The sequence below is a fragment of the Tropicimonas sp. genome (assembly GCF_047971885.1).
GTDB lineage: Bacteria > Pseudomonadota > Alphaproteobacteria > Rhodobacterales > Rhodobacteraceae > Tropicimonas.
The window spans coordinates 1-22479 of sequence record NZ_JBKEAE010000078.1; the positions used below are offsets into that span (position 1 = coordinate 1).

Consider the following 22479-nt stretch of genomic DNA (forward strand, 5'->3'; position numbering starts at 1 on the left):
CGATCCCATCCCGAACTCGGCCGTTAAGTGCCGCCGCGCCGATGGTACTGCGTCTCAAGACGTGGGAGAGTAGGTCACCGCCAAACCTGGAAAAGCCCCATTAACTCTCATATCCGATTGACCTGACGAAGGACGCCAAGGCAACCCAACGGCTTGAATGGGTAGATCACCCCGGCCAACGACACGATTGACGCAAGCGCCAAGACTCTGTTGCACAAATCAGCTGTTGACCGAGGTTCCCCTTTCCCCGGACGGACTTATGCCACAGCTTCCGTGACGGGTAGGCCAATGGCATCCATGATTATGAACCAGGGGATCAAACCGGGGAGGATCAAAATCAGACTGAACCCAAACGTGCTGATGAGCCGTTGTTGGCGGATGCATTCATGGATCGTGTTCGAAGCAACTCTCACGTTCTTCTGCTTGAAGGCAAATCCATGCGCTGATCGTTGACTGCGCAGTCTTAATAGGGCTGCGCGCTCAATCAGTTGAAACTGTGCTGTTCAATCTGATGGGATTTTGCACTTTAGCGATTCAATACCGCGACCCTATCACGGATAACGTGTTTGTGTGGCGTTTTACGGGCGAAGTTTGAAGGCACCCGACTTCGCGGGGGGCGATATGCGGTCACGTCTTTGTGAGCGTCCAAGGGGCTTTCGGGCAGCCTGTGCGCTTGCATTAGAGTATGTATAGAAATCTAGACTTCTGAATTTCCGATGCAATATCAATAGATTACAGGAATAAATGGCAGTCCGTAGGGGAATCGAACCCCTCTTTCCAGGTTGAAAACCTGGCGTCCTAACCGATAGACGAACGGACCGTGCCGGTTGGTGACGCGTTGTTTAGGCAAGCTGCCGGGGGCGCGCAAGAGAAATTTCGCCCTTTCCGGAGAAATGTTTGCGCCTTCGGAACTGTGCCAAAATATGGCCGTGTCAGGCCCGGGCGGCGTCCTCCAGTTGGAGTTGCGGGGCGCGGCGGCCGTTCCATTCGTTGATGTCCAGCCGCCCCGCCAGATGGAAGCGCGCGCCGCCGTGCGCCACCAGCGCCGGGCCGAGTGGTCCGTTGAAGGCGTTGAAGGCGATGGCGTCGAGGCGGGCGCCCAGGCCGTCGCCAAGGGTGAGCTTGAGGTGTGCCTCGCCGACCCGGCGCGCGTGCAGCACCAGCATGTCGGGCAGGGCGAAACGGGGCGCGGGCGCCGATGCGCCGAAGGGCCCGGCGGACTCGAGCCGTTCGATCAACTCGACACTCGCGGCGCCCGGCATCAGCAGCCCGTCGAGCTTCAGGTCGCACGGGCCGGCCCCAGCGGCGCCCTGTCGGGCCAGCAATTCGCCAAGCCGTTCCATCGCCGCATCCAGATTTGCCCGCTCGACCGTCAGGCCGGCCGCCATCCTGTGCCCGCCGCCCTTGAGCAGCAGCCCTTCGCCGGTGATCCGCTGCACCGATGCACCGAGATCGACGCCGGCGATGGAGCGGCCCGAGCCCTTGCCGATCGCGTTTTCCAGCCCGATCACCACAGCGGGGCGGTTGGTTGCCTCTTTCAGGCGCGATGCCACGATACCGACAACACCGGGGTGCCAGCCGTCGCCCGCTGCCCAGACCAGCGGCCCGTCGAGCCCACGGGCTTCGGCCTGGGCAAGGGCCGCCTCGGTGACGCGCGCTTCGATCTCGCGGCGGTCGCGGTTGAGTTGATCAAGCTCCTCGGCCAGCGCCTGCGCTTCGGCCGGATCGTCGGTTGCAAGCAGCCGCGCGCCAAGATCGGCCTTGCCGATCCGCCCGCCGGCGTTGATGCGCGGGCCGAACAGGTAACCCAGGTGATAGGCGCGCGGAGCCTCCCTGAGCCCGGCCACATCCGCCAGCGCGCAGAGGCCGGTCCGCTCGCGCCGGGCCATCACCTGCAACCCGGTACGCACCAGCGCACGGTTGACCCCGACAAGCGGCGCCACATCGGCCACGGTCGCCAGTGCCACCAGATCGAGCAGCGCCATCAGGTCGGGGCCGCTCCGCCCGTCGGCCCGCATCCGACGGTTGAGTTCGATCAGCAGCAGGAAGACGACCGATGCGGCGCACAGATGCGACAGATCGCAGGATTCGTCCTGCCGGTTCGGGTTGACCACCGCCAGTGCCGGCGGCAGCGTCTCGCCCCCCAGATGGTGGTCGAGCACGACCACATCCGTTCCGTCCGCGGCGGCCAGTGCCTCGTGCGAGAGGGTGCCGCAATCGACGCAGACGATCAGGTCGTGATCGCGGGCCAGCGCGCCCATCGCGACCGGGTTGGGGCCATAGCCCTCGTCGATGCGGTCGGGCACATAGAGCGTCGCCACCTGCCCAAGCGACCGGAGCCAGACGATCAGCAGCGCCGCCGAGGCGCCCCCGTCGACGTCGTAATCGGCAAAGATGGCGATGCGCTCGCGCCGTGTCACGGCAGCCAGCACGCGGCTCGCGGCACTTGCCATATCCTTTAGCACAAGCGGGTCGGGCAGCAGATCGCGCAGCGTCGGCTGAAGAAAGGCCTCGGCGGTTTCGGCGCGGACACCCCGGCGCGCCAGCAGGCGGCAGAGCGGATCGGGCAGGCGGGTGGCCTGCCCGATGGCGCCGGCCAGCCTTTCCTGTTCGATGTCGGGTCCAACCCAGCAGCGCCCGGTGAGGGAGCTTTCGACACCCAGAAATGTTGCGCTCATGCGGCCCCTGTCAGACCGGGTTGGAATAGGTCATCCGCCGAACCGACCCGGTCTTCGACCTCATCAGCAGCGTTTCGGTGGTGTAGCGGTTCGGCATCCGTTTCACACCCGGCAGGATGCTGCCGTCGGTAACGCCAGTGGCGGCAAAGATGACATGGCGCGTCACCATGTCGTTCAGGGTATAGACCCGGTTCAGGTCGGTGATGCCGGCCTTGGCGGCGCGTCCGCGTTCGTCGTCGTTGCGAAACAGCAGCTTGCCGTACATCTGCCCGCCCATGCATTTCAGCGCCGAGGCCGCCAGTACGCCCTCGGGGGCGCCGCCGGCACCCATGTACATGTCGATCCCGGTCAGATGCGGTTCGGCGCAGTGCATGATGCCGGCAACGTCACCGTCGGTGATGAAGCGGATCGCGGCGCCGGTCCTGCGGATCTCCTTGACCAGATCGTCGTGGCGTGGCCGGTCGAGAACGCAGACGTTGATGTCGCTGGTCTCGCAACCCTTGGCGGCCGCCAGGGCGCGGATGCGTTCGACGGGCTCCATGTCGAGCGTGACCACATCGACCGGATAGCCCGGGCCGATGGCCAGTTTTTCCATGTAGACGTCGGGCGCATGCAGCATCGAGTTGCGCGGCCCCATGGCGATCACCGTCAGCGCGTTGGGCATGTCCTTGGCAGTGAGTGCCGTCCCTTCGAGCGGATCGAGCGCGATGTCGACCTCGGGGCCTTCGCCGGAGCCGACCTTTTCGCCGATATAGAGCATCGGCGCCTCGTCGCGCTCGCCCTCGCCGATCACCACAACGCCCCGGATATCGAGTTGGTTGAGCTGTTCGCGCATGGCGTTGACGGCGGCCTGGTCGGCGGCCTTTTCATCGCCGTGGCCGATCAGGTGCGCCGAGGCCATCGCTGCGGCCTCCGAGACCCGGGCGAGGCCGAGCGAGAGCATACGGTCGTGAAATTCGGGCGGCTGGTGCATGGTCGCGAACTTTCTGAATCGAATGTAAGGGGTACTGCGCCTGTGCTAGCGGGGCACGGTGCGGCAAGGCAACCTTGTTATCGCTAAACAGCCGAACCGGGCCGGTTTATTGCCTATTCACACGTCTTCGATACGAATGGCGACCGGTTCGCCCTGTACCACGCCGGTTGCGGCGAAGTTCTCGAGCGCGATATCGAGCGATCCCCGGTCGGTCCGGTGGGTGACGATCAGCACCGGGGCGGCGCCGCTTTCGTGCTGGGTCTGGCGCATGCGGTCGATGCTGATGCCGGCATCGCCCAGCACGGTTGCGATCTTGGCCATGGCGCCTGGTTTGTCGACCAGCTTCATGCGCAGGTAATAGGGCGCCGGGGTTGTGGTACGGGCCGGTCTGGCCCTGGACAGTCCGGCAGCGGGCTGGCCGAAAGTGGTCAGGCGCGTGCCGCGGGCGATCTCGATGATGTCGCTCAGAACGGCGCTTGCGGTCGGGCCCTCGCCGGCACCGGCGCCGCGCAGTACGATCTGGCCCACCGAATCCCCTTCGAGCACCACCATGTTGGTGCCGCCCTGCAACTGCCCCAGCGGGCTGTCGGCCGGCACGAGGCAGGGAGACATGCGCTGCTCCAGCCCGCGCCCCGTCATCTGCGCTACGCCCAGCAGCTTGATCCGGAAGCCCATGTTGCGCGCGGTGCGGATGTCGTCGATGGAGATCTTCTGGATGCCTTCCAGTTCGATTGCGCCGAAATCGACCTGCGTGCCATAGGCGATCGAGGCAAGCAGGGCCAGCTTGTGCCCGGCGTCGATGCCGCCCACGTCGAGGTTCGGATCCGCCTCCAGATAACCCAGCTTGTCGGCCTCGTCGAAGACGGTCTGATATGGCAGCCCCGATTCCTCCATCCGGGTGAGGATGTAGTTGCAGGTGCCGTTCATCACGCCCATCACGCGCGTCACCTGATTGCCGGCAAGCCCTTCGGTCAGTGCCTTGACCACCGGGATGCCACCGGCCACCGCGGCTTCGAAACGGATGACGTGGCCGCGGGATTCGGCCAGTTCGGCCAGTTCCTGACCGTGGATCGCCAGCATCGCCTTGTTGGCGGTCACCACGTCCTTGCCGGCCCTGAGCGCCGCTTCGGTTGCCGCCCTGGCCGGGCCGTCGGCGCCGCCCATCAGTTCGACGAAAACGTCCACATCCTCGCGGGTTGCCAGCTTTACCGGATCGTCTTCCCAGCCGTAGCCGTCGATGGAAACACCGCGATTCTTGTCGCGGTTGCGGGCCGAGACGGCCGCGATCTCGATCGGGCGCCCCGAACGGGTTGCCAGCAGGTTGGCCTTCTGGCGGACGATCTTGACCACGCCGACACCGACGGTGCCAAGCCCCGCGATGCCGATGCGAAGGGGGTCTGTCATGGGTGTCTCCGGTTGTGAGTATCGAGGGGGCCGCTTGTGCCCGGCGAGGTTTATCCCGATCAGGTTTCGGGCGCAACGCGCGCCGCGTCCTCCCTCAGGCGCCGGCTTGTCGCCTGAAGGCTCTCGCGCTCGGCACTGTCCATGACCGGTCCCTGAAGCGCGGCTGCGCGTGCGCGCAGCGCCGCCGCCTCGGCCGACAGGCGCTGCTGCGTGCCGGCGTCGATGGTCTGGGCGCGCTCTGCGGCCAGCATCGCCTGGCTGTCCATAAGCTCGGGATCGGGGGCAGCGCGCGCTTCGGCGCTGACCCCGGCTTCAAGCTGCGGGAATGTGGCGCAGCCGGCGGTTGCCAGCACGGGCAGGAGGGCGGCCAGAAACAGCCGGAACTGTCGGAAAGGGGGGTGCATGGGGCCTCCGTCTCGGTCGCGCGCACCCTATCGCCGGCGGGTGGCAATGGGCAAGCCGCCGAGTTCGGGCTTGAATCGGACGCCCGTACGTCGGATTGTCGGGCCATGGCACGAAAGGCAGGATCGCACGCCGAAATTACCGGCCCCCGGATCAGGGGTGCCGCGCTGAAACTGTTCGCACGCCATGGCTACGCAGCGGTTTCGGTGCGCCGGATCGCTGCCGAGGTCGGGGTGCAGGCCGGTGCGCTGTACACTTATACGCCCGACAAGCAGGCGCTGCTGTTCGACCTCATGCTGAGCCACATGGAGCATCTGCTCGACAGTTGGGAGACCGAACCATCCCCGGCCGATCCGGTCGGGCGGCTCGAAGCGTTCACCCGGTTTCACGTGAGGTACCATCTGGACCGCCCCGACGAGGTGTTTCTCGCCTATATGGAACTGCGCAACCTTTCGCCCGGGAATTTCACCGTGATAGAACGCCTGCGGCGGCGATACGAGGCCTGTCTGGAACGGATCCTCGACGATGGTCGTGCCGCCGGTGTGTTCGATGTTGCCGATACGCGGGTGGCAACCATGGGGCTGATCGCGCTTCTGACCGGGGTCAGCACGTGGTTTCGCGACGACGGCAGGCTTGGCCGCGCCGATGTCGAGCGGATCTACTGGGACATGACGCGCAAGTCGGTCGGGTTGAACCCGCAGGACGGCGACGGTGCCGAAACAGCCCCGCGCGCGCCCATGGCGCGGGCCGGGCGTTCGGCGGTGGCCTGACGGCCCCGGAATGGATCCGGGGCCGCGTGGTTCCGGTTCAGTGGGCGGGGCGGATGAAGGTCCCGTTCCGCAACTCGGAAAAGGCGGTTATCAGCTCTTCGCGGGTGTTCATCACGATCGGGCCATGCCAGGCGATCGGCTCTTCGATCGGCGCGCCCGATATCAGCAGGAAGCGGATCCCCTCGGGACCGGCCTGCACCGTCACCTCGTCGCCGGTGCCGAAGCGGATCAGCGTGCGGTCGCCCGACATGTCGCGGATGTTGACCTCCTGTCCCATCACCTCTTTTTCTAGCAGCACGCCCTGCGGTTTCGACGCGTCGGTGAACAGGCCGGCGCCCTCGAAAACATAGGCGAAGGCGCGGCGATAGGTGTCGATCCTGAAGGTCTTGCGCACCCCGGCCGGGACCCACACGTCGAGATATTGCGGATTGGCGGCTATGCCGTCGACCGGCCCGCGCTTGCCCCAGAATTCGCCGATGATGACACGCACTTGCGTGCCGTCGTCATCGATGATTTCGGGAATGTCGCCGGACGCGATATCCTGATAGCGCGGCGCCGTCATCTTCAGCGATCCGGGCAGGTTGGCCCAGAGCTGGAAGCCGTGCATCTGCCCGCGGGTGTTTCCGTGCGGCATCTCCTGGTGCAGGATGCCGGAACCGGCGGTCATCCACTGAACGTCGCCCGCGCCGAGACTGCCGGCATTGCCGAGACTGTCGGCATGGTCGACAGTGCCTTTCAGCACATAGGTGATGGTCTCGATCCCGCGATGGGGATGCCAGGGAAAGCCGGCGGCATAATCCTGCGGGCGATCGTTGCGGAAATCGTCGAACAGCAGGAACGGGTCCATCAGGTCGGGCTCCTGAAAGCCGAACGCCCTGTGAAGCCTGACGCCGGCCCCCTCGATGGTGGGTACCGCGCGCATGGTGCGATCTACGGGTCTGAGAGACATGATCGATCTCCTTTCGCGGTGAAAGGTAAGAAGCGCCACGCGCCGCTGCAATTCCGGGCTCTGAGTGCGGGTGCGTTGGTGACTGTGCGAAATCGAACAATGGCAGATCCCGCTCGCCTCGGCGTCCGGCAGCGGATATGGAGCCGGTCATGTCCGACAGTTCAGCCGCACCCGTTCTTGCCACCATCGAACCCTCCGCCGCGCGCAGGGTCTTGGGAATCGTCGTCCTGTTCGCCCTCGGGGGTACGCTTATCTACCTTGGCCTGGCCCGTCCGCCCGACTCCCTGCCGTTGCAGGCCTTCCTGCTGGCGCTTGGCGCCGCAGTGCTGGCGCTGGGGAACGCGCTGCGGCAGGCGACGGCGAACCGGCTGGAACTGACACACGAGGTGCTGCGCGAAAGCACCGGGCGCGTTGTGGCGCGGGTCGACCGGATTGTCGCGGTGGAGCGGGGGGCGTTCGCCATCAAGCCGTCGAACGGCTTCCTGCTGCGCCTGTCCGGCCCCGAACCGGACGGAAACCGCTGGGCGCCGGGCCTGTGGTGGCGGCTGGGCAGGCGGGTCGGCGTTGGCGGGATCACCTCGGCGGGTGAGGGAAAGGCCGTTGCCGAATTGCTGAGCGCGATGATTGCGGAACGGTCGGCCTAGCCGTATCTGGTAACAGCCGCAACATTTGCCTGCGACCACAAGGGCTGACAGTTGGTGAAGGCCGGCAATGCGGACGAAGCTTCCGTTCGGACGGGAGCCCGGCCCGGAACAAGGGGCGTCAGCCCCGCCGGGCCAGCGGCCGACCGCCCGCACGGGCGGCCGCTTCCTCGCTGTAGCGCACTGAACGGGCGTTCGATGTGACGGCGCGATAAAGTGAAGACCGCCAGTGTAACAGCGGCCCCCTGCGGTCGTCCGCCGGCCCGGCTCCGCGCTCATGATTTTTGTCACTTTGGACTCGGTGCCGCCTCTCGGTGGCGAACGGGGCCTTCTTCAAGGCCGCTGGTCTTTTTCATGTGGGGCGGGCGCGCCGGGCCCCGCCCCACATGATTATATGATCGCCGTCTCCGTGGCGTTCGATCCGTTCTTCGCCATCCCGCCAGCGATTCCGTGTTTTCCTGCGGCTTCGGCGCGGGTCTGTGCCGCGGTCAGCCGCGCCGGTGTTTCGGGATGTCCGCAGGGGCGGTATTGTCTACAGGCCCTTGGCGCGATAGCTCAGCGCCACCCGCTGGATGGCCACGACATAGGCTGCCGTCCTCAGATCGGTGATGTCGTCACGCTCACGCCATATCTCGTGCATCGACTGGTAGGCAGCGCGCATCGTGTCGTCGAGGCCCGAGCGCACAAGCTCCAGTTCGTCGGCGCCGCGCAGGTAGCGTTCCTTGAAGCGCGGTGTCATCGACCACGAATCGCCCAGATAGCGGTCGAGCCGCTCCAGTTCGTCCACCAGCAACTGGTGGCGCGCCTCTTCCTGGCGCCGCTGCATGCGGCCGAAACGGATGTGGTTGAGGTTCTTGACCCATTCGAAATACGAGACCGTCACACCGCCGGCGTTGGCGTAAAGGTCGGGGATGATGACGGTGCCCTTGCGGCGCAGGATTTCGTCTGCTCCGGCGGTGATCGGGCCGTTCGCCGCCTCGATGATGAGCGGCGCGGCGATACGTTCGGCGTTGTTCATCGAGATCACACCCTCGAGCGCCGCCGGGATGAGGATGTCGCATTCCTTCTCGAGTACCACCGAGCCGTTGGCGACATAGCTCGCACCCGGGTAACCCTTCACGCCGCCGTGGCTGGCGATCCAGTTGCGCACCGCCTCGACGTCGAGACCGTTGTCGTCGATCAGCGCGCCGTCGCGCTCGACGATCGCGGTGACGATCACGCCGTCTTCCTCGCTCAGGAATCTGGCGGCGTGATAGCCCACGTTGCCGAGGCCCTGTACCACGGCCCGCTTGCCGTCGAGTTTGCCGCCAAGCCCGGATTCGGCCACGTCCTCGGGGTGGCGGAAGAACTCGCGGAGCGCGTATTGAACGCCCCGTCCCGTCGCCTCGACACGGCCCTGAATGCCGCCGGCATGGATCGGCTTGCCGGTGACGCAGGCGTTGGCATTGATGTCGGTGGTATTCATGCGCCGGTACTGGTCGGCGATCCAGGCCATCTCGCGCTCGCCGGTGCCCATGTCGGGCGCGGGCACGTTCTGGGCCGGGTTGATCAGGTCGCGCTTGGCAAGCTCATAGGCAAAGCGGCGGGTGATAAGCTCCAGTTCGTGCTCGTCGTATTCGCGCGGGTCGATGCAGAGCCCGCCCTTCGAGCCGCCGAAGGGTGTCTCGACCAGGGCGCATTTGTAGGTCATCAGCGCCGCGAGCGCCTCCACCTCGTCCTGATTGACCGAAATGGCATAGCGAATGCCGCCCTTGACCGGCTCCATGTGCTCGGAATGCACCGAGCGATATCCGGTAAACGTCTGGATGCGCCCGCGCAGCCGGACGCCGAACCGCACGGTGTAGGTGGCGTTGCAGACCCGAATCTTTTCCTCCAGACCGGGCGGCAGGTCCATGACCGAAACCGCTCGGTTGAACATCAGATCTACGGATTCGCGAAAACTGGGTTCGCGTAGTGCCTCCATTTTGGCCTCCTTGGGTTGCCCTTTGCTGAATGCTAGGGCAGAAATTGCCCGGGGCACAGCCGTATATTGCCGGCAGAAGCGAAAAAGCCTCAAGAGGCCGCCGGATGTGAACGCCCGCGCAAGGGTCCGCAAACATGGCGGGTTTTACGAAAACTCACACTGTCGCCCCGTTTTCGCCCGGCTTTTGCCGCAGTGCCATGATTGCCTGATTGGCAAGCCTGCGATCCGGCAGGCATTTCGGGCGGACGGTGCCGGTCATGAGATTTTCAGTGCGTTTTTCTCCCGCGCTTCGTGCGGATAACCCCCGGCGGCGGCGCGGCTTTGTTTCCGATCAAGCCGGCAGCATGCTGGTATTCAGCCTGTTCATCCTGCTTGCGATGCTGCTTGCCATCGGCATGGCGATCGACACCGCGCGCGTGGAGCTGGATCGCGCCAGACTGCAGACCGTCACCGACAATGCGATCCTGGCGGCGGCCGACCTTGAGCAGGGCCTCGACCCGACCGAAGTGGTCAACGACTATTACAGGAAGGCGGGGCTCGAAAACTACCACACCGAACCGGTGGTGGAATCGAGCCCGACCTTCCGCACCGTTTCCGCCACCGCCCGTTCGGTCGTTCCGACCCTGCTGATGAAGATGGTCGGCATCCATTCGCTGGTTGCGCCTGCGGCTGGTACGGCAACCGAATCCATGTCGGATGTCGAGATCGCGCTGGTGCTCGATGTCTCGGGTTCGATGGACGACACGACACCGACCCGTATCAGCCTGCTGAAACCGGCGGCCAGGAGCTTCATCGACACGGTGACCCGGCAGGAGGACGACCCGGGAACCACCGTCGTCTCGATCGTGCCGTTCTCGTCGCAGGTCTCGCTCGGCGAGGGGTTTCTGGCCCGGTTCGACAATACCGGCGAGCACAGCTATTCGTCCTGCGTCACCTTCGAGGCCGGGGATTTCCAGACCACCGGCATTTCGCTGGAAGCCACCCTGACCCGAACCGCCCATTACTACGCGATCAGTTCCTCGCTCAATCCCACGGTCGACTATCTGGTCTGCCCGCCCTCGGGCGATCGCGCCATCACCCCGTGGTCGCGCGACGCGGACCATCTGAAAGGGCGGATCGACGCGCTTCAGGTCTACGGCAACACCTCGATCGAGATCGGCACGAAATGGGGCGCCGCGCTGCTCGACCCGTCGTTGCGGCCGATCCTGAATGCGATGGAACTCGACGGCGAAATCGACGCGGCGCTGCGCGATCAGCCCTTCGACTACAGCCGCGAAAACACCATGAAGATCCTAGTCGTCATGTCGGATGGCGAGAACACCGGCAGCGGCGATATCAAGCCGCCCTACCGCGCGGGCCCGTCGGCGCTCTTTCGCCATATCGAGGTGAAACAGGATTGGGTCAGCACCGGCGGGTCGAAAGGGTTCTGGCGGACAACCAAAACCCCGCACTACAGCTATTTCGACGAGGAACGCGCCGGTACGGCGAAATACTATTCGGTCGACGACGACGCGTGGAAATCCGGACCAGATGGCGGAAGCGAGGCGGTGCGCCTGACATGGCCCGAAGTCTGGGACGACATGGCGGTCAGGTACTTCACCAGGAATATCAAGCGCAAGGCGCTTGGCGGAGACAGCGCGACCTACGACAACGAGATCAAGTTCGATCTGGTCGGGACCGACAAGAACCCGCGCACATCCGATATCTGTTCGGCGGCGAAGGCGGCCGGCGTGACCATCTTTACCATCGGCATGGATACCTATGGCAACGGCGATACGACACTGGCCGATTGCGCTTCGATGCCGTCCTATTTCTATGATGTGAAGAGCCTCGATATCGCAAGCGCGTTTGCCTCGATCGCGCGGCAGATCAACCAGTTGCGGCTGACGCAGTAGGGTGGTGGAAAATGCACCGGTTCTCCGCCCCACCGGCAACCCGATCCGGCCCCATACTGGCGGCCGGAGGTCTCGCGCGGAAACTGCGCCATGCCGATGACGGATCGTCTAGCATCGAGTTCGCGCTGCTGTTTCCGGTGGTATTCCTCGTCTTTCTGGCAACCTTCGAGATCGGGCTGCTGATGGTGCGGCAGGTGATGCTCGACCGGGCCACCGACCTGACGGTGCGGAGCCTGCGGCTGGGCCAATGGACCGATCCGACCCATGACGACATCAAGAGCGCCATCTGCGCGAACACGGCGATCATACAGGATTGCGAGGCGAACCTGCTGGTCGAACTCAGCCCCGTCTCGCAGGAAAGCTGGGTGCTGCCGCCGTCGACCACACCCTGCATCGACAAATCCGCCGAGGTGCAGCCGGCGACCGCGTTCCGGGCAGGCGTTCAGCACGAGTTGATGATGGTCCGGGTCTGCGCCCTGCAATCGCCGGTCTTTCCGATGGCGGCGACCGGGCTCGATCTGGAATATCAGGAATCCGGGCACTACGCGCTCGTCTCGATGTCGGTATTCGTCAATGAACCGCGATAGGAGCCACGACATGCAAGCCGCCATCCGCCGGACCGGCACCGCCGCGCGCCGCTTCGCGCGGGCCTGCGAGGGAACGGTCACCGTCGAGACCGTTCTTGTCCTGCCGGTTCTGTGCTGGCTCTATGCTGCGGCCTTCGTCTGGTTCGATGCCTACCGGGTGCAGAACCAGAACCTCAAGGCTGTCTATGCGCTGTCAGACGCGATCAGTCGCGAGACGCACAGCATCGACCAGAGCGATTTTGAGGGAATGGAAGCGATCTATGGCTATCTGACGCATGACCGCTTCCCGGTGAGGCTGCGGGTTTCGGCGATAAAATGTACCGCCAACTGCACCAGCGACGAGGACCGCACGCTCGAGGTCTGCTGGTCGGTCGCCAGCGCAACCGATACGCCGCTGACAAATTCCGACCTGCCCGACTATCTGGGCGTGACGCCGCTTTCCAATGCCGGCGACACGCTGGTTCTGACCGAAGCCTTCATGGAATATACCCCGGCCTTCAATGTCGGAATCGGCGCCCGGACCTTCGACCACCTGATCTTCACCCGGCCCCGTCTGGCCGGTCAGATAAAATTCGACGACGATGGCGAGATGAGGCATTGCTTTTCCGACTAAAGCGTTTCGACTTTACGGTGAAGCACCCTGTATCGGGGAATGCGTTCGAGCCGAAGGTGAGAGGCAGCGTTTCCCGATTCAATGAAAAGTCGAAATGCTGCAGGCGACGATCCGTCCTCAGGGTGTACAGATTCAGGCCGGCCCGTCGTAGGGTGCCGGTTCGCCTGCTCCCGGACCCGTCCGACCCCGGTCGCGGCGTCCGCCCGCCCGGTATCAGCGTTCGGCCAGATAATGGCCCGAGACATAGCCCTTGAGGCTGCGTGCTTCGCTCAGCGATATCTTGCACCAGGGCGTGCCGCCGATGCGGTCGCAGCCATGGGTGCGAACCCTGGTGCCGTTGGGCAGCCCGACGATGATCCGGAAGCCGGTTCCCGGCCCGGCGCGCAGCTTCAGCATCTCTTCGCCGGTCAGCCCGGTGACCTCGGCCTGACCGGCCTGTGCCGCAAGCGGTAAGCTCATGGTGGCCGCGACAATCAGCGCGGCAAGGCTCTTCGGGGGTCTGCTCATTCTGTCTGCCTCCGGTCTTTTGCTTTGTCGCCACGGTATCACGCAATACGCCGCCGAAGACGAGAGGGCGCGGCGAATTTCGCCCGGCGTGGCAATGGTGCCGTGGCCCGGTGCCGGCCGATTGTCGCCGCGTGTCGCGGACAGGCCGAATTTCGTCGGGCCACGCCATTGCCTTCTCCGCCGCCGGTTGGTTTGGTGCGCGCGGTACGAAAGAGGTGGCGAATGCGTTACAACGCCTGGCAGGTGCTGAAACAGGGGCTGACCGGAAATACCGGCTGGCGCCCGGCATGGCGCAAGGCCGAGCCGAAACCCGCCTACGATGTCATTATCGTCGGCGGCGGCGGGCACGGTCTGGCAACCGCCTATTATCTTGCCAGCAAGTTCGGTCTGACGAATGTCGCGGTGCTGGAAAAGGGCTATGTCGGCGGCGGCAGTGTCGGGCGCAACACCACCATCGTGCGCGCCAACTATGGCCTGCCGGGCAATTCCGAATTCTATTCCCATTCGCTGAAACTCTGGGAAGGGCTCGAACAGGAGCTCAATTTCAACGTGATGCATTCGCAACGTGGCATCATCAACCTGTTTCATTCCGACGGGCAGCGCGACGCGGCGGCGCGCCGGGGCAACGCGATGCGGAATCAGGGCGACGATGCGATCCTGCTCAGCCGCGAAGCCTGCCGCGCCATGCTGCCCTATCTCGATTACGACCAGACGCGCTTTCCGATCTATGGCGGGCTTTACCATCCGCGCGGCGGGACGGCGCGCCACGACGCGGTTGCCTGGGGCTATGCGCGCGGTGCGGACCGGCGCGGTGTCGATATCGTCGAGAATTGCGAGGTCACCGGCATCGACATCGATGGCGGCAAGGTGACCGGCGTCCGCACCACGCGGGGCGATATCCGCGCCGCGCGGATCGGTATCGTCGTCGCCGGGCGGTCCGGCCAGCTTGCCGCGATGGCCGGGCTCAGGCTGCCGATCGAAAGCCACATCCTTCAGGCCTTTGTCACCGAGGGGCTGAAGCCGGTGATCGACCATGTGGTGACCTATGGCATGGGGCATTTCTACATCAGCCAGTCGGACAAGGGCGGGCTGGTTTTCGGCGGTGATCTCGATTTCTACCCCTCCTATGCCTCGCGAGGGAATATCCCGATGGTCGAACATGTGATGGAGGCGGGGATGACCCTGATGCCGATGATCGGCAGGGCGCGGATTCTCCGCTCGTGGGGCGGGATCATGGACATGTCGCCCGACGGCTCACCCATTATTGACCGCGCGCCGATCGACGGGCTGTTTCTCAACTGCGGCTGGTGCTACGGCGGCTTCAAGGCTGTGCCCGGTTCCGGCGATTGCTTCGCTCACCTGATGGCAACCGGCCAGCCGCACGATGCCGCGGCGCGCTTCCGGCTGGACCGCTTTGCAACCGGCCGCGGGCTCATGGACGAGGAGGGGACGGGTGCCCAGCATAACCTTCACTGATCTGCATGGCCCGGCGTTCCGGAACGGGGGGCGGCCATGCGACTGACCTGTCCTCTTTGCGGCGAGCGCGACCTGCGCGAATTCACCCCCAGGGGCTCGGCGGTATTCGCCGACCGGCCCGGGCCGGAGGCATCGCCCGAAGACTGGAACGCGTATCTTCACCTGCGCGACAACCCCGAAGGCCCGACGCGCGAGTTGTGGTGGCACGGCGCCGGTTGCGGATGCTGGCTGATCGTCGCGCGCGACACGCGCACCCACGAGATTTTCGCCCTGACACCCGTCGGCGAGGCACCCGCGCCATGAGGCTTTCCGATCGCGGCCGCATCGACCGGACGACATCGCTTCCGTTTACCTTCGACGGCAGGCGGTTGAGCGGGCATCCCGGCGACACGCTTGCTTCGGCGCTGCTGGCTAACGACATCCGGCTTGTCGGCCGTTCGTTCAAGTATCACAGACCGCGCGGCATAATGACTGCCGGTTCCGAAGAGCCTAACGCCCTGGTCGAAATCGGCGATGGCGCCACGTGCGTTCCCAACGTGCGCGCGACCATGCAGGAGCTTCACCAGGGCCTGCAGGTTCGCAGCCAGAACCGGCTCGGTGGCCTGTCCACCGATCTGCTTTCGGTCAACGACCTTTTCTCGCGCTTTCTCGGCGCGGGGTTCTATTACAAGACCTTCATGTGGCCCCGCTCGTTCTGGGAGAGGGTTTACGAGCCGCTGATCCGCCGTGCCGCCGGAATGGGGCGCCTGTCGCGCGAGCCCGATCCGCACCGCCACGAAAAGGCATTCGCCTTCTGCGATGTGCTGGTCATCGGCGGCGGGCCGGCCGGGCTGATGGCGGCGCTGGCTGCCGGAGAGGCCGGGGCCGACGTGATCCTTGCCGACGAAAGCAGCGAGTTCGGTGGCCGGCTGCTTTCCGAGATCGAGGAGACCGGCGGCATGCCCGCCGCCGACTGGGCCGGACAGGTCGCCGCCCGCCTTGCGGTGATGCCCAACGTGCGTATGATGCCGCGCACCACGGTGATCGGTGCCTTCGATGGCGCTACCTATGGCGCGCTCGAACGTGTTTCCGAACATCTTGCCGCGCCGTCGCCGGACCTGCCGCAGGATTGCTTCTGGCGGATCGCGACCCGCACCGCGATCCTTGCCTCGGGCGCCATCGAGCGGCCGATCGCCTTTCCCGATAACGACCGTCCGGGCGTGATGATGGCGGGCGCGGTGCGCAGCTATGTCAACCGCTACGGCGTCAGCCCCGGAAAATCGGTTGCCGTTTTCGGCAACAACGACCTTGCCCACCGCACGGCACGGGATCTGGCCGATACAGGCGTTGCGGTGGCAGCGGTCATCGACAGCCGCGAGGGGGTCGGAGTTGCGGGCGATTTCCCAGTCTATTCGGGTGGGGTCGTTGTCGGCACCCGGGGACGGCGCGGGTTGAACGGGATCGTGGTTTCGTGCAACGGTCGGCGCGAGGTCATTCCCGCCGATACGCTTGCCGTTTCGGGCGGATGGAACCCGACCGTTCACCTGACCTGCCATCTGGGCGCAAGGCCTGTCTGGAACGCCGATCTGCTGGCCTTTGTCCCGCGACCCGGTGCAGTGCCGTGGCTGATACCCGCCGGTGCGGCCAACGGCACCTTCGACACGGCCGGTTGTCTGGCTGACGGGCTGCACGCTGCCGGCAGCGTGCTGGAGCATCTCGGCAGGCCGATGCCGGCGATCGACCTGCCCGGTGCATCGGACGACGCGGGGCGTATTTCACCATGCTGGGCGGTCGGTGGAACCGGGCGCGCCTGGGTCGATTTCCAGAACGATGTGACGGTCAAGGATGTGCAGCTGGCCAGCCGCGAGGGTTATGTCTCGGTCGAGCACATGAAACGCTACACCACGCTCGGTATGGCGGGCGATCAGGGCAAGACGGCTAATGTGACGGCGCTTGCGGTGCTGGCCGAAGTGACCGGGCAGGCGATTCCTGAAGTGGGTACCACCGTGTTCCGGCCACCCTTCGCGCCCGTTCCCATCGGTGCGTTCGGCGCCGGGGCGCGGGGCAAGGGGTTCGCGCCGGAGCGCTTCACCACCTCGCACCAGACAACGGTGGCGCGCGGCGCGCCAATGATCGAGGCGGGGCTCTGGTACCGCCCGTCCTATTTCCCCGCCGCCGGCGAGACGACGTGGCGCGAGGCCTGCGACCGCGAGGTCCGCATGGTGCGCGGCACGGTCGGCGTGTGCGATGTCTCGACGCTCGGCAAGATCGAGATGCAGGGGCCGGACGTGGGCGCGTTTCTCGATCTGGTCTATACCAACAGGTTTTCCACGCTGAAGCCGGGCCGCGTGCGCTACGGCCTGATGCTGCGCGAGGATGGCCACGCCCTGGACGATGGCACCACTGCCCGGCTGGACGAAAACACCTGGGTGATGACCACCACAACCGCCGCAGCGGGCGAGGTGATGAAGCATCTGGAGCTTGTCCAGCAGGCGTTCCTGCCTGCGGCGCGCATGCGCTTTACCTCGGTCACCGAGGGATGGGCGCAGTTCGCGATCGCCGGGCCGCGTGCACGCCGGCTGTTGAACGGCGTGCTGGAAACGCCGCTGGGCGACGATGCGTTTCCCTTCATGGGCTGCGGCACGGTTCGCATTGGCGGTATCGGGGGGCGGCTTTTCCGGATCTCGTTCTCGGGCGAGCATGCCTATGAGCTTGCGGTGCCGTCCCGCTACGGGGCGAGCCTATACCGGGTGCTGCTGGCGCAGGCCGAATCGCTGGGCGGCGGCCCTTACGGCATGGAGTCGCTCAATGTGTTGCGCATCGAGAAGGGGTTGCTGACGCATGCCGAAATGGACGGGCGCAAGACGGCGTTCGACCTGGGCCTGTCGGGCATGATGTCGGCGAAGAAGGATTTCATCGGCAGGGCAGCGGCGGCCCGGCCCGGATTGCTCGAGGCGGATCGTCCCCGGCTTGTCGGGCTCGAGGCGCTGGAAGGGGGGCAGGCGCTTGTCGCGGGCGGCTACCTTTTTGCCCCCGACGCGCTGGCGGTGCGTGTCAACGATCAGGGGCATGTGACATCGGTCGCCTATTCGCCGACGCTCGACCGGCATATCGGCCTCGGCTTTCTGACGAACGGGCCCGATCGGCATGGCGAGACGGTTGTGCTGGTCGATCATCTGCGCAAGCTCAAGGTCCGGTGCCGGGTTGTGCCCCCCGTCTTTTTCGACCCCGACGGAGGACGCGCGCGATGAGCAGGCTTCTGCCCGAATGGCCGCTGGCCGGTCTCGATACCACCCACGGAAGCGCACGGCTGCGCAGTGTCGTCCTGACGCCGGTCACCTGGATCGCACCCTTTCCGGGGCATGGTGCGGCCTTGTCCGAGGTACTGCGCGCCGCCTTCGGCTTCGGTTTTCCCGAACCGGGCGAGGCATTTTCCGCCGCTTCGGCGCGGCTGATCTGGTCGGGCCGCGAACAGGCCCTGCTTGTCGGGGCGCCGCCCGATCCGTCGCTTGCCACCCATGCCGCGGTGATCGATCAGAGCGATGGCTGGGCGGCGTTCGAACTGACCGGTCCCCGGGCGGAAGATGTGCTGGCACGGCTGACCCCGCTTGATCTCAGGCCAGTGGCCTTTGCGCCGGGTCAGACGGCGCGCAGCCTGCTCGGGCACATGAATGCGCAGATCACTTCCATCGGCAGTGGCTACGAGTTTCTGCTCATGCGTTCCATGGCGCAGACCGCCGCGCACGAACTGCAAGAGGCGATGCGCAGCGTTGCGGCGCGCAGCCAGGGCTTGTCCGCGGAAGGCCGCCCGTCGTCCACGGGTGTAGTGTGACGACGCGCTGGACACCGCTGCCCTGAGGGGCGATATTCGTCCAATGTCGCTTCCCCCGTCCTTCCTCGATGAACTTCGCGCGCGCACATCGCTGGCACAAGTGGCCGGGCGCAAGGTGGTCTGGGATCAGCGCAAGTCGAAGCAGGGCAAGGGCGACATGTGGGCGCCATGTCCGTTCCATCAGGAAAAGACGGCCTCGTTCCATGTCGATGACCGACAGGGATTCTATTATTGCTTCGGCTGTCATGCGAAGGGCGATGCCATCGGTTTCGTTCAGCAGACCGAGAATGTGGGCTTCATGGAGGCGGTCGAGATCCTTGCCCGCGAGGCGGGGATGGAGATGCCGCAGCGCGACCCGCAGGAGCGGCAGGTGGCCGATCGCCGGAGCCGGCTTGTCGAGGTCATGGAAGAGGCGGCGCGCTTTTTCCGCCTGCAACTGCAAACCGGCGCGGCGGCTGAGGCGCGCACCTACCTGACCGACCGGCGCGGGCTGAGCCGGGCCGCGCAGGAGCGCTGGCAGATCGGCTTTGCCCCGGCGTCGTGGCAGGCGATGTGGGATCACCTGACCGCAAAGGGCGTTGCGCCCGATCTGATCCTTGCCTGCGGGCTGGCCAGACTGTCCGACAAGGGGCGCCAGCCCTACGATACCTTCCGCAACCGGATCATGTTTCCGATCCACGACGCGCGCGGGCGCTGCATCGCCTTTGGCGGGCGGGCGATGGATCCGAACGACAAGGCAAAATACCTCAACTCGCCCGAGACCGAACTGTTCGACAAGGGGCGCAGCCTTTACAACCTTGCCCCCGCGCGCGAGGCGGCGGGCAGGGACCAGCCGCTGATCGTGGCCGAAGGCTACATGGACGTGATCGCGCTGGTCGAAGCGGGGTTCGGCGCAACCGTGGCCGGGCTCGGCACCGCGATTACGCCCGAACAACTGAGGCTGTTGTGGCGCATGCACCCCGAACCGGTTATCGCGCTGGATGGCGACAAGGCCGGGCTCGGTGCGGCGATGCGGCTGATCGACGTGGCGCTGCCGCTGCTCGAAGCGGGCCAGTCGCTGCGCTTCTGCCTGCTGCCCGAGGGGATGGATCCCGACGATCTGCTGCGCGCCAGGGGGGCGCCGGCGATGCAGGCGCTGCTGGATCAGGCGCAGCCGATGGTCTCGCTGCTCTGGCGCCGCGAAACCGAGGGCAAGATCGTCGACAGCCCGGAACGGCGTGCCGCGCTCGACAAGGACCTGCGCGCGGTGATCCGCAAGGTTGCGGATCCAGGCATCCGCGCCCATTACGCCACCGAAATCAGGCGCCTGCGCGAGGAGTTGTTCGGCTTCGGCTGGAAGCCGACCGGCGGCGGCCCCACGGCAAATCGTGGCAGGCCCTGGCGCAGAGACGACCGACGGGCGATGGCGCCAACCGCCGGCACGCGCGGATCGCTTATCGCCGCACTCGACGACGATGGCATGGCGGTGCTGCGCGAGGCGGTCATCCTCGCCACCCTGCTGCGCAATCCGCCGCTGATCGAGGACTATGCCCATGTGCTGGAAGAGCAGCTTTCCGGCCCCGGCCATTCCGAGATCGCGCGTATCCTGCTTTCCTGCGACAGCGACGTCTCGGCGCAAGATGTCGAAAGGGCGGTTTCGGAAAATCTCGGGCAGCAGGCGCTTGAAAGACTGTTTTCGACCGGCCATGTCGCGCTCGCCCCGTCCGTTCGCCGGCCCGGCGACATGGAACTGGCCCGCCTTTGCCTGACCGAGGAGATCGCCAAGCTGACGGCGCTGCGCGGCGACCGGCACGAGATCGAGGAGGTGGCCGCCAGTTTCGACGCCGAACCGGGGGAATGGGCCGACCATCGCCTGAGCCAGTTGGCCAGGGCGCGCGAAGTGGCCGCGCGCAACAGCGACGGCGACAGGGCGGAATACGATATAGCCGAGAACGGCGCCCGCATCGACCGGGACAAACGCTCGGCCTTTCACAATCTGGTGGAGTCCATCGACTATTCCAGAGGCAAAGGCCGCCCCCCTGCCGACAGGAAATGACGAATCACCTCGAGGACTTTTATTTCTTCGGCTTGATAGGTATGCGGGGTGGAAATACCCATTGCGCGCACTACATGATTCGTTCGATTCGCGCTGAACGAATCAGCCTCCCGCGAGACAGGAGCACTACATGGCCGCCAAGGACAACGACGACCGCAAGCCCGACGAGTCGGATCAGGAGATGACGCTCGACATGTCGCAGGCGGCGGTGAAGAAGATGATCGCCGACGCCCGCGAACGCGGCTACATTACCTACGATCAGCTCAACCAGGTCCTGCCGCCCGAGCAGGTCGCCTCGGAACAGATCGAGGACGTGATGTCGATGCTGTCGGAAATGGGCATCAACATCATCGAGGGAGAGGATTCCGAGGACGACGATTCCCCGGATGGCCAGAAGCCTTCCGGCTCGACCGAGGTGGTCGAGACATCGACCTCGCGCGAGGTAGCCGTCGCCACGACCGAGACCGAAAAGCTTGACCGTACCGACGATCCGGTGCGCATGTACCTGCGCGAGATGGGATCGGTTGAACTGCTGTCGCGCGAGGGTGAGATTGCCATCGCCAAGCGGATCGAGGCCGGCCGCAACACGATGATCGCCGGGCTTTGCGAAAGCCCGCTTACCTTCAACGCGATCACCATCTGGCGCGACGAGCTTCTCAACGAGGAAATCCTTCTGCGCGACGTCATCGACCTCGAAACCACATTCGGCCGCGGTGTCGACGAGGACGGCGATGACGAACCCGTGGTCGATACGTCCGGGTCCAATGCAGACACCGAGGACAAGGACGAACAGACCGAGTACGACGCCGACGGCAACCCGATCAGCAAGGATGAAGACGAGGACGACGACGAGCAGGCGAACATGTCGCTTGCCGCCATGGAAGCGGCCCTGAAACCGCGCGTTCTGGAAATTCTCGACCGTATCGCGCGCGACTATGCCGACCTGGAAGAGATGCAGGACGCGCGCATGTCGGCCACGCTGAACGAGGACGGTACCTTTTCGGCGGATCAGGAAGCCAAATACCAGAAGCTGCGTTCCGAGATCGTCGAACTGGTCAACGAGCTTCACCTGCACAATCAGCGGATCGAGGCGCTGATCGACCAGCTTTACGGTATCAACCGGCGCATCATGTCGATCGATTCGAACATGGTGAAACTGGCCGATCAGGCGCGCATCAACCGCCGCGAATTCATCGATGCCTACAAGGGCTACGAGCTCGACCCGAGCTGGATGGACCGGATGGCCGAGACCCCGGGCCGGGGGTGGTCGGCGCTGTTCGAGCGCTCGTCGGACAAGATTGCCGAACTGCGCACCGAGATGGCGCAGGTCGGCCAGTATGTCGGTGTCGACATCCCCGAATTCCGCCGCATCGTCCAGCAGGTGCAGAAGGGCGAGAAGGAGGCCCGCCAGGCCAAGAAGGAGATGGTCGAGGCCAACCTGCGCCTGGTGATCTCCATCGCCAAGAAATACACCAACCGCGGGTTGCAATTCCTCGATCTGATTCAGGAAGGCAATATCGGCCTGATGAAGGCGGTGGACAAGTTCGAATATCGCCGGGGCTACAAGTTCAGCACCTATGCGACGTGGTGGATCCGGCAGGCGATCACCCGCTCGATCGCCGATCAGGCGCGCACCATCCGCATCCCCGTCCACATGATCGAGACGATCAACAAGCTGGTGCGCACGGGGCGGCAGATGCTGCACGAGATCGGCCGGGAGCCGACGCCGGAGGAACTGGCCGAAAAGCTCCAGATGCCGCTGGAGAAGGTCCGCA

At 65.2% G+C, this 22479-nt stretch carries 18 protein-coding genes, 1 tRNA gene and 1 rRNA gene; 12 read left to right on the forward strand and 8 right to left on the reverse strand.

The genetic code is table 11. The features are described from left to right. A 5S ribosomal RNA gene (gene rrf, locus ACK5IR_RS07535) occupies window positions 1–86 on the forward strand; the annotation flags it as partial. 659 nt (window positions 87–745) lie between these two features. Here the strand turns inward: rrf and ACK5IR_RS07540 are convergent. The 5 genes from ACK5IR_RS07540 to ACK5IR_RS07560 all read right to left on the reverse strand — a co-directional run bounded on the left by ACK5IR_RS07540 (window position 746) and on the right by ACK5IR_RS07560 (window position 5459). Beyond that, window positions 746–820: transfer RNA gene (locus ACK5IR_RS07540), tRNA-Glu, on the reverse strand. A gap of 112 nt (window positions 821–932) precedes the next feature. Further along, entirely contained in the window at window positions 933–2678 is a 1746-nt protein-coding gene (recJ, locus tag ACK5IR_RS07545) for a single-stranded-DNA-specific exonuclease RecJ (RefSeq protein ID WP_416927496.1), read from the reverse strand. 10 nt (window positions 2679–2688) lie between these two features. Further along, complete coding sequence (gene glpX / locus ACK5IR_RS07550; RefSeq protein WP_416927498.1) at window positions 2689–3651, reverse strand: class II fructose-bisphosphatase; 963 nt, start codon at window positions 3649–3651, stop codon at window positions 2689–2691. A gap of 117 nt (window positions 3652–3768) precedes the next feature. Then, window positions 3769–5055 (reverse strand): homoserine dehydrogenase, encoded by a 1287-nt coding sequence (locus tag ACK5IR_RS07555; protein ID WP_416927500.1) that lies wholly within the window; start codon window positions 5053–5055, stop codon window positions 3769–3771. Between the two features lie 59 nt (window positions 5056–5114). Then, on the reverse strand, window positions 5115–5459 hold the full coding sequence (locus tag ACK5IR_RS07560) for a hypothetical protein (RefSeq protein WP_416927502.1): 345 nt from the start codon (window positions 5457–5459) through the stop codon (window positions 5115–5117). Window positions 5460–5564: 105 nt separating this feature from the next. On the opposite strand from ACK5IR_RS07560, the gene ACK5IR_RS07565 reads away from it, so the two are divergent. Beyond that, window positions 5565–6227, forward strand: a complete 663-nt coding sequence (locus tag ACK5IR_RS07565) for a TetR/AcrR family transcriptional regulator (RefSeq protein WP_416927504.1) — start codon at window positions 5565–5567, stop codon at window positions 6225–6227. A gap of 37 nt (window positions 6228–6264) precedes the next feature. Here ACK5IR_RS07565 and ACK5IR_RS07570 read toward each other — a convergent pair whose 3' ends face one another. After that, entirely contained in the window at window positions 6265–7176 is a 912-nt protein-coding gene (locus tag ACK5IR_RS07570) for a pirin family protein (RefSeq protein WP_416927506.1), read from the reverse strand. Window positions 7177–7325: 149 nt separating this feature from the next. On the opposite strand from ACK5IR_RS07570, the gene ACK5IR_RS07575 reads away from it, so the two are divergent. Further along, window positions 7326–7820 (forward strand): hypothetical protein, encoded by a 495-nt coding sequence (locus tag ACK5IR_RS07575; RefSeq protein ID WP_416927508.1) that lies wholly within the window; start codon window positions 7326–7328, stop codon window positions 7818–7820. A 529-nt stretch (window positions 7821–8349) separates the two neighbouring features. On the opposite strand, the gene ACK5IR_RS07580 is transcribed toward ACK5IR_RS07575, so the two are convergent. Continuing rightward, window positions 8350–9780, reverse strand: a complete 1431-nt coding sequence (locus ACK5IR_RS07580) for a Glu/Leu/Phe/Val family dehydrogenase (protein WP_416927510.1) — start codon at window positions 9778–9780, stop codon at window positions 8350–8352. A gap of 344 nt (window positions 9781–10124) precedes the next feature. Here ACK5IR_RS07580 and ACK5IR_RS07585 point away from each other — a divergent pair, with 344 nt between their 5' ends. The 3 genes from ACK5IR_RS07585 to ACK5IR_RS07595 are packed head-to-tail and all read left to right on the forward strand — an operon-like array spanning window position 10125 to window position 12875. After that, window positions 10125–11675, forward strand: a complete 1551-nt coding sequence (locus ACK5IR_RS07585) for a pilus assembly protein TadG-related protein (RefSeq protein ID WP_416927512.1) — start codon at window positions 10125–10127, stop codon at window positions 11673–11675. An 11-nt stretch (window positions 11676–11686) separates the two neighbouring features. Then, on the forward strand, window positions 11687–12262 hold the full coding sequence (locus ACK5IR_RS07590) for a TadE/TadG family type IV pilus assembly protein (RefSeq protein ID WP_416927514.1): 576 nt from the start codon (window positions 11687–11689) through the stop codon (window positions 12260–12262). A 10-nt stretch (window positions 12263–12272) separates the two neighbouring features. Next, window positions 12273–12875 carry a TadE/TadG family type IV pilus assembly protein gene (locus tag ACK5IR_RS07595; RefSeq protein WP_416927516.1) on the forward strand — a complete coding sequence of 201 codons (603 nt, stop codon included), beginning with the start codon at window positions 12273–12275 and terminating at the stop codon, window positions 12873–12875. Between the two features lie 213 nt (window positions 12876–13088). Here the strand turns inward: ACK5IR_RS07595 and ACK5IR_RS07600 are convergent, their stop codons facing one another. Next, window positions 13089–13382, reverse strand: a complete 294-nt coding sequence (locus ACK5IR_RS07600; protein ID WP_416927518.1) for an SH3 domain-containing protein — start codon at window positions 13380–13382, stop codon at window positions 13089–13091. A 222-nt stretch (window positions 13383–13604) separates the two neighbouring features. Between ACK5IR_RS07600 and ACK5IR_RS07605 the strand changes: the two genes are divergently transcribed. The 6 genes from ACK5IR_RS07605 to rpoD all read left to right on the forward strand — a co-directional run. Beyond that, window positions 13605–14858: a sarcosine oxidase subunit beta family protein gene (locus ACK5IR_RS07605; protein WP_416927520.1), complete on the forward strand. Its 1254-nt coding sequence runs from the start codon at window positions 13605–13607 to the stop codon at window positions 14856–14858. A gap of 36 nt (window positions 14859–14894) precedes the next feature. Next, window positions 14895–15161 carry a sarcosine oxidase subunit delta gene (locus ACK5IR_RS07610; RefSeq protein ID WP_416927522.1) on the forward strand — a complete coding sequence of 89 codons (267 nt, stop codon included), beginning with the start codon at window positions 14895–14897 and terminating at the stop codon, window positions 15159–15161. Beyond that, window positions 15158–18088, forward strand: coding sequence for a sarcosine oxidase subunit alpha family protein (locus tag ACK5IR_RS07615; RefSeq protein ID WP_416927524.1), 2931 nt, complete (start codon window positions 15158–15160; stop codon window positions 18086–18088). Before ACK5IR_RS07610 ends, ACK5IR_RS07615 begins: the two co-directional genes overlap by 4 nt. Then, window positions 18085–18669: a sarcosine oxidase subunit gamma gene (locus ACK5IR_RS07620; RefSeq protein ID WP_416927526.1), complete on the forward strand. Its 585-nt coding sequence runs from the start codon at window positions 18085–18087 to the stop codon at window positions 18667–18669. The genes ACK5IR_RS07615 and ACK5IR_RS07620 overlap by 4 nt, the downstream gene beginning before the upstream one ends. 43 nt (window positions 18670–18712) lie before the next feature. After that, entirely contained in the window at window positions 18713–20704 is a 1992-nt protein-coding gene (gene dnaG, locus ACK5IR_RS07625) for a DNA primase (RefSeq protein WP_416927528.1), read from the forward strand. Between the two features lie 130 nt (window positions 20705–20834). Continuing rightward, window positions 20835–22479, forward strand: a 1645-nt coding sequence (gene rpoD, locus ACK5IR_RS07630) for an RNA polymerase sigma factor RpoD (protein WP_416927530.1), incomplete at its 3' end; no start/stop codon positions are given.